This is a genomic window from Acinetobacter sp. WCHA55 (assembly GCF_002165305.2).
Taxonomy (GTDB): Bacteria; Pseudomonadota; Gammaproteobacteria; order Pseudomonadales; family Moraxellaceae; genus Acinetobacter.
Genome location: NZ_CP032286.1, coordinates 1,906,140 through 1,917,351, shown reverse-complemented (window position 1 = coordinate 1,917,351; position 11,212 = coordinate 1,906,140). Strand labels below are relative to the sequence as shown.

The 11,212-nt window shown below is 42.7% G+C and carries 9 protein-coding genes; 8 read left to right on the top strand and 1 reads right to left on the bottom strand.

Annotated features, from left to right (window positions below; genetic code table 11):
• Nucleotides 1–19: 19 nt before the first annotated feature.
• From CDG62_RS12150 to CDG62_RS12115, 8 genes are all read left to right on the top strand, one after another.
• Nucleotides 20–1,036 (top strand): HlyD family efflux transporter periplasmic adaptor subunit, encoded by a 1,017-nt coding sequence (locus CDG62_RS12150; RefSeq protein WP_087527862.1) that lies wholly within the window; start codon nt 20–22, stop codon nt 1,034–1,036.
• A 4-nt stretch (nt 1,037–1,040) separates the two neighbouring features.
• Nucleotides 1,041–2,963 (top strand): ATP-binding cassette domain-containing protein, encoded by a 1,923-nt coding sequence (locus CDG62_RS12145; protein WP_087527896.1) that lies wholly within the window; start codon nt 1,041–1,043, stop codon nt 2,961–2,963.
• Between the two features lie 25 nt (nt 2,964–2,988).
• Nucleotides 2,989–4,119, top strand: coding sequence for an ABC transporter permease (locus tag CDG62_RS12140; protein WP_087527861.1), 1,131 nt, complete (start codon nt 2,989–2,991; stop codon nt 4,117–4,119).
• Between the two features lie 19 nt (nt 4,120–4,138).
• Nucleotides 4,139–5,254: an ABC transporter permease gene (locus CDG62_RS12135; protein ID WP_087527895.1), complete on the top strand. Its 1,116-nt coding sequence runs from the start codon at nt 4,139–4,141 to the stop codon at nt 5,252–5,254.
• Between the two features lie 174 nt (nt 5,255–5,428).
• Nucleotides 5,429–6,073, top strand: coding sequence for an RluA family pseudouridine synthase (locus CDG62_RS12130; RefSeq protein ID WP_087527860.1), 645 nt, complete (start codon nt 5,429–5,431; stop codon nt 6,071–6,073).
• A 136-nt stretch (nt 6,074–6,209) separates the two neighbouring features.
• The gene (gene rapA, locus CDG62_RS12125) at nt 6,210–9,047 is read left to right on the top strand and encodes an RNA polymerase-associated protein RapA (RefSeq protein ID WP_087527859.1); all 2,838 of its coding nucleotides are present in this window, start codon (nt 6,210–6,212) and stop codon (nt 9,045–9,047) included.
• Between the two features lie 160 nt (nt 9,048–9,207).
• A complete protein-coding gene (locus CDG62_RS12120) occupies nt 9,208–9,474 on the top strand; it encodes a PAAR domain-containing protein (protein WP_087527858.1) in 267 nt (88 codons plus the stop codon).
• Between the two features lie 137 nt (nt 9,475–9,611).
• Nucleotides 9,612–10,427 carry an alpha/beta fold hydrolase gene (locus CDG62_RS12115; RefSeq protein WP_087527857.1) on the top strand — a complete coding sequence of 272 codons (816 nt, stop codon included), beginning with the start codon at nt 9,612–9,614 and terminating at the stop codon, nt 10,425–10,427.
• Nucleotides 10,428–10,465: 38 nt separating this feature from the next.
• Here the strand turns inward: CDG62_RS12115 and fabR are convergent, their stop codons facing one another.
• Nucleotides 10,466–11,161: an HTH-type transcriptional repressor FabR gene (fabR, locus tag CDG62_RS12110; protein WP_004693528.1), complete on the bottom strand. Its 696-nt coding sequence runs from the start codon at nt 11,159–11,161 to the stop codon at nt 10,466–10,468.
• Nucleotides 11,162–11,212 lie beyond the last annotated feature (51 nt).

The following is an 11,212-nucleotide window of genomic DNA, read 5'->3' as shown; positions in this document are numbered from 1 at the left end:
AAGCAAAGGTCTGGTGTGCATGAAAAAGAGTCACGTCGCGGTGCTGATTGGATTGGTCTTGCTTGGATCGGCAGTCGCATATTGGTGGTTGAATCGAGATAAGGACTATGCGCAGCACATCGTGTTGTATGGCAATGTTGATATTCGACAAGTCTCTCTTGCTTTTGAAACCGCAGGGCGTATTAAAAATATGACTGTTCAGGAAGGCGATCGTGTCAAAAAAGGCCAAGTGCTAGCGAATTTAAATACAGAATCTTTAAGTATCCAAGCCCAACAAGCCAATGCGCAATTGCAGGTTCAACAGCAAGCTTTAAATAAGCAAGCCGCAGGCAATCGACCTGAAGAGATTGCTCAAGCAAAGGCACAAGTTGGATCAGCTAAAGCACAACTCGAAAATGCCGATAAACAATATCAACGTCTAGCGGTGTTAAACAATAGTTCGCTAGGCCAAGCGGTGAGTAAACAAGAAGTTGATGCAGCTAAAAGCACTATGAAAACAGCCGAAGCGGCTTTGCGTGAAAGTGAAGCCAATTTGCAGTTGCTGTTAAAAGGGGTGCGCAAAGAAGATCGTGAAGCGGCAAAAGCACAATATGACTCGACTAAAGCGAGTTTGGATTTGATCAAATATCAAATTGCACAAAGTGAATTACGCTCACCTGTGGATGGTGTTGTACGGGCACGCTTACAAGAGGTGGGCGATATGACGACATCTAGCAAATCGGTTTATACCATTGCTTTAACTGATCCAAAATGGGTACGCGTCTATGCCAGTGAGACAGAGCTTGGACAAATCAAAATGGGGTCAACGGCCACCATTCTGCGTGATTCACAACCAGATCAGCCGATCATTGGAAAAATTGGTTATATCTCCTCTGTTGCTGAATTTACCCCGAAAACCGTTCAGACCGAAGACATTCGTACCACGTTGGTCTATGAAGTTCGTATTTATGTCAATGATCCGAATGACCAGTTGAAAATGGGGCAACCTGTGACGGTCCATATTGATCAATCTTCCAAAGCAAAAACAAGCGAGTAAGTCGATGTCTTCAGATTGCGTGATGATCGCTCAGGATTTAAAGCAAGTTTTCAAAGCTGAGCAAAAAGGCGCTGAAGATGTGTATGCGCTGCAAGGACTGAATATGCAAATCAAGGCAGGACAATTGGCTGCTTTGGTTGGGCCTGATGGCGCGGGGAAAACCACATTGCTGAGATTGATTGCAGGTTTGTATGAGCCTACTGCTGGAAGCTTGGAAGTTCTTGGGATTGATGTGGCCAAAGACCCTCAGTCTGTACAAGATCGTATCAGCTATATGCCTCAGAAATTTGGTTTATATGAAGATTTAAGCATTCAAGAAAATTTAGATTTATATGCCGACCTACATGGTGTACCTGCGGATGTACGTAAAGAACGCTTTGATCGCTTGCTTAAAATTACCGATTTAGCACGATTTTCAGAGCGACCTGCGGGGAAGTTATCTGGAGGGATGAAGCAAAAGTTGGGCTTGGCTTGTACTTTAGTTCGTTCACCAGAGTTATTACTGCTCGATGAACCCAGTGTTGGGGTTGACCCGCTATCACGCCGTGATTTGTGGATCATCATTGAACAGTTAGTGAAAGATGAGAACTTGAGTGTCATTATCAGCACAGCGTATATGGATGAAGCGGAACGTTGTCATGATGTGTATGTCATGTTGGAGGGGCAAGTCCTCAAACAGGGTTCACCTGAAGCACTGACAGACTATGCCAAAGGTCAAACATGGCAAGTGAAACCGAGTCAAGGGATGAAGGCGAGGGTGTTACAAGCACATTTACTGGATAATCACAAATACATTGCAGATGCAGTGCCTAAAGGCGATGTGGTACGTTTTATTACCCGAACTGAACATCCGATTCTTCCGCCTGATCAACTGCCACAAGGTGTTGTTGCAGAAGCGAGAGCAGCAGAACTTGAAGATGCATTTATGTTGCTTTTGCATGAAGCAAAGCATGTAGAAAAAAACACCGTAGACTCAGGTGCGGCTGAGAATAACGAACTGGCGATAACAGGATTAAACACAGATCAAAGCAATGTTCAAAGCTATGCCCAAAGTAATGCTCAAAGCATTAATGCGAACATCGTTCAGACCAAGCCGATCAATGCTGAAAAAGTCCCGAATACGAAAGTGCGTTTAGACAGCAACGCAGATTTAGATAGTAACGCAGAAGCACCTGTCATTGTGGTTCAGGATCTCGTGCGTACATTTGGTGATTTTACCGCCGTGGCCAGCACTTCGTTTAATGTATCACGCGGGGAAATTTTCGGATTGCTCGGGCCAAATGGTGCAGGCAAAACCACGACGTTTCGTATGCTGTGTGGTCTGCTTCCTGCCAGTAGTGGTGTACTCGAAGTAGCGGGGATGAATCTGCGTACAGCACGTGCACAAGCGAGAGCCAAAATTGGTTATGTATCTCAGAAATTCGCCCTATATGGCAACTTAAGTGTTTTGGATAACTTAAAGTTTTTTGGCGGTGCGTATGGATTATCAGGCAAACATCTAAAGCAACAAATTGATCAGGCATTACATCAGTTTGAACTCAAGCCACATGCTAAAAGTGGTGATTTACCCAATGGCTTTAAGCAACGTTTGTCGATGGCAGCAGCACTGTTACATCAGCCTGAAATTGTGTTTTTAGATGAACCTACCAGTGGTATCGACCCATTGGCGCGACGTGCGTTCTGGTACACCATTGGTGAGCTCGCCAATCAAGGCATTACTATTATTATCACCACACATTTTATGGAAGAAGCAGAATATTGCGATCGTATCGCGATTCAGGATGCAGGGAAAATGTTGGCACTTGGTACACCCAAAGACATCCGAAGTATGGTGCATGGTGAAGGTGTCAATGATATGAACAGTGCTTTTATTGCCATTGTGGAGCAATCTCGTGCGAATCAGCAAGCAAAAGAGGCGAGCGTATGAGACGAGATCAAATGAGGAGAGCTGTATGATTCATCGCTCAGCATTTTGGACAAGGCTCATTGCACTGACACGCAAGGAGACGAAGCAGTTATTGCGTGATAAAAGTAGCATGGCGATCGGTTTTATTTTACCCATTATTTTGATATTGCTTTTTGGATACGGCCTGTCTTTTGACTTGACCAATGGTCGTGTCGGTGTGGTCGATCAAAATCCGACACCACAAAGTAGCCAAGTCCTCAGTGGTTTAAACGGCTCGAAATATATCACGGTGATCCATTATCCAAGTTTTGCACAAGCGCAAGCAGCAATGGGGAATGATGATATTGATGCCATTCTCAATTTGCCCAGTGATTTTGCAGCGCAATATGCCAATGGTTCTGCCACGGTGCAGATTATCAATAATGGTCGTTCCACCAGTATAGCGTCTTCACTACAGGGCTATATTGCCAGTGCCTTAAATATGGCGAGTTCAATACAAGCTGACCGTACCAACAGCAGTTCAACTGCAGGTGTAATCAGTGTAGATCAGCGCATGTGGTTCAATGAGTCGGGCAATAGTACCTGGTTTTTAGTGCCTGGTTTGATTGTATTGATTTTGACTTTGGTCGGTGCATTTTTAACGGGGTTACTGATTGCACGTGAGCGAGAACGTGGCACTTTAGAAGCAATGTTTGTAACGCCCATTCGCCCGTTGGAAATTGTTTTATCCAAGTTAGCCCCTTATATCGTGATTGGTATGGTCGATATAGTGGTCTGTCTGTTGGCGGCATATTACTTATTTGAAGTTCCTATTCGCGCATCACTTTTATCGGTGATCAGTGCATCATTTTTATATTTAATGGTGTCTTTATTACTAGGGTTAATGATTTCAGGGGTATCGAAAAGTCAGTTCCAAGCCAGTCAAATGGCACTTTTAGCGAGTTTCATGCCTGCCATGATGCTGTCAGGTTTTGTGTTTGATACACGAAATCTGCCTTTAGTGGTGCAGATCATTAGCAATGTATTGCCTGCAACACATTATATGACCTTGATCAAAACCTTATTTTTAGGCGGAGATGACTGGTCTTTATGGCTCAAAGAATGTGGCATTTTGTTGATTTATATTGTCGTGCTCACTGTAATTACAGCGCATACATTGAAAAAGCGTCTGAGGTAAGAACATCATGCAACAACTCATGGCAACATTTCAGCGCTGGTTTCATTATCTTGTGGTGCTGACCAAAAAAGAATTTTTGACTATTTTGGTTGATCCTGCCAATCGGATAACATTGATTATTCCTATATTTCTGCAAGCTCTGCTATTTGGTTATGCTGCCAGTTATGATGTCAATCATGTAGATTATGCTGTGCTGGACCAAAGTCACAGTCAGGCTTCGCAGCAAATACTATCGCATTTGGATGGTTCGGGTGTATTTAAACGCACAGCAGATTTGCAGAATACCGCTCAGATTCAACAGGTTATCAATGACCGTTCAGCACTTGCAGTGATTACGTTTCCCGCAGATTTTGAGGATAAGCTCAATAAGAATGAATCCTCGGCAATCCAAGTGGTCTTGGATGGTCGGAATTCGTCTACAGCAGGCATGGCTGGCTCTTATATCAGCAGTATAGTCACTCAGGTCAACCAAGAGCGGTTGGGTTCAACGTCCTCAGTTACCGTTCAATCACGCACATGGTATAACCCAAATTTAGAGTCCAGATGGGGCATGATGCCATCTTTGATTGCAACATTAAGTATGATGCAGACGCTTTTACTTTCCGCGTTATCTGTGGCGCGGGAGCGGGAGCAGGGAACGTTTGATCAGCTCTTGGTGACGCCTTACACACCGACGCAGATTATGATTGGTAAGGCAATTCCACCTATACTGATTGGTGTGATTCAGTCTTCGATTATTTTAGCGATCATCCTGTTTTGGTTTCAGATCCCGATGAATGGTTCATTGTTGCTGATTTATTTTGGATTGTTTGCATTTAATATTGCAGTCGTTGGTGTTGGGTTGTCTATTTCGGCGATTGCACTGAATATGCAACAAGCCATGCTGTATACTTTTTTTCTGATTATGCCTTTGACGCTTTTATCAGGTCTGTTAACGCCAGTTCAAAATATGCCAAATGTGTTGAATTGGCTGACTTATGCCAACCCGCTACGCTTTGGCATTGACTTGGTACAACGAGTATATTTGGAAGGTGCGAGTTTTGCGCAAGTGAAATGGGACTTTGTACCGATGCTGATTTTGGCACTGATTACCTTGCCCTTAGCTGCATGGTTATTTAGAAATCGGCTGTCATAATATCGTGATATCTTTATGTCTCGTTTATCGATACAGACAGTGATCAGGCATTTGACGTTAAATAATGCAATCAATATCGGTTCATGATTAAAAAAAACGATTTTTGCATTGTATTTCTGGCTTAAGCTTTTTATTATTGCCCGCTTGTTTTCGCGATCAGCTTGGAATGGAACCTTGAGTAATTTTCTAACCGAACACCTGATTCATCGAGATGAAGACTTCATGGTCATCCATAAGCCTGCAGGTATACTCACCGTTCCAGGGAAGACAGAAGACTTACAAGATTGTATGATCAATCGTTTAGTCAAACTAGAACCGAAAACCCTACTGATCCACCGCCTTGATCGCGATACCTCAGGTATCTTGGTTTTTGCTCTCAGTCGTTGGGGACAAAAATCTATTTCTCGTCAGTTTCAAGAACGCCAAACCGATAAAACGTATCAAGCGATTGTGGCTGGCCATTTAGAGGGTCAGGGCACCGTTGATGTGCCTGTGATTTATGATTCATCCCGTCCACCGTTACATATTGCAGAGCCTAGTCATAACAAGCCCGCTGTGACAGAGTGGAAAGCCATTGAACACTTTGAGATACAGGGTCAGCCCGTGACTCGTGTGGCGCTCACCCCCATTACAGGACGTTCGCATCAACTTCGTGTACATATGCAGTTTTTAGGTCATCCTATCGTGGGAGATACGCTCTATGCTGTACCTGACCTGCAAAATTTGATGCCACGTTTGTGTTTACATGCAGAGCGTTTGAGTTTTCATCATCCCCAAACCGATGAACGTATCGAATTTGTTTGTCCAGTACCATTTTAAGTACGTGGAATCATCAAATTTGCTCACTTTTTTAGTGAGCTTTATGTCAAAATATATTGCTTAAAGGTGTATAATTTTGCTCAAATATCAAACAATGTTTGAGCATTAAATTTGCAGTCCTAACTTGTAGATAAAGGTGGAAAAATTGCAGCAGTTTGCTATTGGTCAACGTTGGTTATCAGATACTGAAACGGAACTAGGTTTAGGAGTTCTTATTGATGTAGATGAGCGATCTGTCAGCATCTTATTCCCTAAAAGTGATGAAACACGTGTTTATGCACGGAATAATGCACCTTTATCACGTATCATTTTTAACGTGAACGATGAATTACAAGATCAAGAAGGTACCAAGTGGACGGTTGAATCACATGAAGACCGTCATGGTGTGGTGCGTTATAACGTTGTACGTCGTTTAGAAGATGGCACGGAAGAGCGTAAATCACTGAATGAGACTCGCATTGGTGCTCAAATTCAGTTGTCTAAACCGCTTGATCGCTTATTGGCAAGTCAGATTGACTATAAAGAATGGTACGACTTACGTATTGAAGCGATGTTAATGCAAGCCAATATGAAGTCGAGCCCACTGCGCGGCATGGTCGGTTCACGTGTCGGTTTGATTCCTCATCAGCTGTATATTGCACACGAAGTAGGTCAGCGTTTTGCACCCCGTGTCCTTTTAGCCGATGAAGTTGGTTTAGGTAAAACCATTGAAGCTGGATTGATCATCCATCAACAGCTTAAAACAGGTCGTTCAGAACGTATCCTGATTTTGGTACCAGATTCACTGCAATATCAGTGGATGATTGAAATGCGTCGTCGTTTCAATTTGAACTTCTCATTATTTGATTTAACCCGTACAGCTTCAATCAAAGAACATGACCCTGAACTGAATCCATTCCTGACTGAACAATGCATTATTGCGTCAATTGATTTAATGATTGACCATGATGACTTGCGTGAACAAGCCCTAGAAGCTGGTTTCGATCTGTTGGTGGTCGATGAAGCACATCACTTGATGTGGAATGAAGAAGACGGTGGTAATGACCGCTACGACTTGATAGAAGAGTTAGCAGAAAAAACGCCGGGTGTTTTATTATTAACGGCAACCCCAGAACAGTTGGGTGTAGAAAGTCACTTTGCGCGTTTACGTTTACTTGACCCACAGCGTTTTAGTTCGCTGGATCGTTTCTTGGATGAAGAAACCCAGTATCAACAAACTGCAAAAATTGCTGAAGTACTGATGTCAGATATGCCACTTGAAGAAGGGCATTTAGCTGCATTAGAAGGTTTGCTAGGACATCGCATTGAAGATGCACCCGAACAACGCTTCCGTGCCATTCATGAGCTTTTAGACCGTCATGGTACAGGGCGTATTTTGTTCCGTAATACCCGTGAAGCCATTCAAGGCTTCCCAGGCCGTGACTGTCAGCCTGCACCTTTGCCTGCACCAGAAAACTGGTCTAAAGATGGTAAATTGCGTGAACAAATGTGGCCAGAAGAAGCACAGCTTGATGGTGCGTGGATGGAAGCTGACCCGCGCGTTATGTGGCTCATGGAAAAACTACGGACAGACTTAAAACACAAAAAAGTGTTGCTCATTGCACGTAGTGGTCCCGTGGTTGAAGCACTTGAAAATGTTCTCCGCTTACATGCGGGTATTCGTACTGCCATGTTCCATGAAGGTATGAGTTTACTTGAGCGTGACCAAGCGTCAGCTTACTTTGCTGAAGAATCTTATGGTGCACAAATTCTACTGTGCTCTGAAATTGGTTCTGAAGGTCGTAACTTCCAGTTTGCATCAGATTTGATTTTATTTGACTTACCTGCAAACCCAGATGTACTTGAACAACGTATTGGCCGTTTAGACCGTATTGGTCAAGAAAACCGGATTCAAATTCATGTGCCGTATCTAATTGGAACAGCACAAGAACGTATGTTCCGTTGGTATAACGAAGCATTAAATATTTTCAGTAATATCTCGCCAACTGCGCAAACTTTACAAGAAAACTTTATTGTTGAATTGAAAGATTGTTTACTGGCAGACAAAGGTCAGCAGTTTGATGACTTACTCGAAGCAGTTAGTGTACAACGTGAAGCCTTAGAAGCAGAGTTACAATCAGGTCGTGACCGTTTGCTTGAATACAACTCTTGTCGTCCAATTGTGGCGCAAGAAATTGTACAAGCGCTTGAGTCTTATGATGACAACACCACTTTGCCAATGTTTATGAAACGCTTTATGGCGTCGACAAACATTGATTTTGACGAGCAAAGCAACGGCACAGTCATCATTAAGCCAACTGATCAAATGCAAGTTCAAGGTTTAACCTTGGATGAAGAAGGCATGACGGCAACCTTCTACCGTGATCAAGCTCAGATACGTGAAGATGCTCAGTATTTAACTCTTGAGCATCCATTTACTGAAAGTGTGATGGAAATGATCAACACCCAAGGTTTTGGTAGTACCAACGTTGCAGTGTTGAAATCAGCAGCTTTACCACAAGGTTCGGTGTTGTTGGAAGTGTGGTTTAAGGTCGATGTAGTTGCACCAAAAGCACTGAATTTGCCTTCAAGTTTACCGCAGCAGTTGGTTCGTGTTTTGCTGAGTGAAAAGGGTCAAGATCTGTCGCAGAAAATTGCGCCTGAAATTTTAAAACCGTATTTGCATCATTTGGATGGTAATAGCTGTCGTCAAGTCGTGAAAGCACGCCGTGAAGTGATTGAACAGCGTTATGTGCAAGCATTAGAGCTTGCGCGTTCGGCTTTACCGAACTTCGTGCAACAAGCGAAAGAAGTCTACGGCAGTAAGTGGCAATACGAAATTGACCGCCTGACTTACTTAAAGCAGTTTAATCCGAGTATTCGTGAAGATGAAATTTCACGTCTACAAAAACTGCAAAAAGAGGGTCTTGGTTTGCTCGATGGCCTATCAGTGACACCAGAAGCAATTCAAGTGATGGTTGTGGTTAAACCATAATTGGAATTGCTGTATGAAAAGCACCTTCGGGTGCTTTTTTTCATGAATCCTTAAAAAACGACGTCTAAGTTGTATTTGAAAAGTAATCCATTGAAATTTTAAGCGCTTGCTTATGCTAGAATTTTTGCCATTAAAACTCTAATGTTTCGAACAATAAATTATGTCTAAAGCTCTAGTAACAATGGGTTCAAAAACAACACATGGTGGTATCGTCACTGAGTGTGAAAACAGTTTTGTGATCAATGGTATTGCTGTGCATTTAAATGGAATGAAGCATTTTTGTCCAAAGTGTCGAATGGTGGTTTCTGCGATTGCAGCAGATCACAGTACAACAGTCTTGGGGCGTGCTGTGGTAATTGCCGGAGACAAAACCAACTGTGGCGCTACTTTCTTAGGCAATCAAAGTCTAACTGTTTCTGCAAAGTGATCTCAGATCTATCACGGAATATTTTTAAAAAGTGGCCGAAGTGATCAAAGTCCATGACTTAGAATTCATCCTGCGCCATTTCGTTTAAATTAAAAAACGATTATGGTAAAGAAGCTATAAAAATAGATTTGAATGACATGAGCAAACCAGCCTTACACTTTACCCATGCAAATGGCATTCCCTCGGGCAGCTATCAAAAATTCTTCCAGTTTTTAAATAAAGATTTTGATGTTAAAGCGATCCCGATGATTGGCCTAGATCCACAGTATCCTGTGGAATACCGTTGGGAAGCGTTGGTGGATCAAGTTATTTTAGATATTGAGCAGCAGTTTCCACGGCAACAAGTGATTGGTTTAGGGCATTCTTTTGGCTCGTTACTCACACTTATGGCGGCTTATAAAAAACCTCAGTTGTTTTCTCAAGTGATTATCATGGACCCACCGTTTGTGATTGGTTCCAAGGCCTTTTTATTTGAAGCATTACAAAAGCTGGGATCGAAGTCCATAGAAAAACTTACCCCAGCTGCGGTGACCGTAAAGCGTCGTGATCATTGGGAAAGTATTGAGCAGGCCAGTCAGGCGCTCAGACCGAATCGTATTTTTAAAGACTTTGATGAACAGTGTTTTGCGGACTTTATAGCCTGTGGTTTAAAAAGTGATCCGACTCGAAATGGGGTGACGCTAACCATTCCCAAACATACTGAAGCTGAGATCTTCAGGACAGTGCCTGCATGGTGGTGGCGTACCCCACGCAAAGCACCTGATATGCCGATACATGTGTTGACTGCAAAAGACAGCCATTTCTATAAGCAAGGTTTACCTCAAGGGATGAAAAAAACCTATGCGATTGACTATAGCGTGCTTGAAGGTGGGCATATGTTTCCGCTAGAACAACCGAAGCAAACTGCTGAATTTGTGCAACAGCTCATTGAAAAACAACAGCGAAACAAATAATAAGATATTTCAGTGAATTTGTTGGGTGTAATCGCAGATTAGCGAATCATCGCTTCATCCAAATGACGTGAACCTTCCAAAATCATGCGAATCATGATCATGGTTTGTTCAGCCATTTTTTTACGTTCTACACTTGGCATATCAATCACTTTGGCACCCATATTGAAAACCAATTGGGTGATTGCCATGGATACTAATTCAGGATGGAAGAGTTTGCTATTATTTAAGCGTTCTAAACGAATTAAATCGTCTTTAAGTTCTTGCTGGAAATAATTCAATTGTCTTTCGACCGCATTTTTATAAGATGCTGAACCTGTATATGCTTCGCGTAATAGCAGGCTTAAGTTGCCGTCATCCGCATCCAGTTGCTCAATAAAAACTTCGACTGAGCTACGAATAATACTTTCTTGGCGAATAGCCTTAATACGTGCTTCATGCAAAATTTGACGTAGCACAACACCTGCACGTTCAATTAACTCGATAGCCAGTTCATCGGTATCTTTAAAATGACGATAAAAACTATTTGGCGCAATGCCTGCTTCACGTGCGACTTCGCGCAAGCTTAGGGATGCAATACTTTTTTCAGGACCAATCAAATTTAAAGCAGCTTGAAACAGTTCATCTTTTGTGATCGTTGCTTTTCGACCAACACTACGTGCAAGCACTGGTGCATGTTTTTTTGAAGCTTCATGCTCTGTGTTGGTTGTATGGGTTTGAATGGTGGTCGGTGTCATATTTATCAAGCAATTAAATCAATCAGTTCATTATAGCTCCACTGGTCGGCA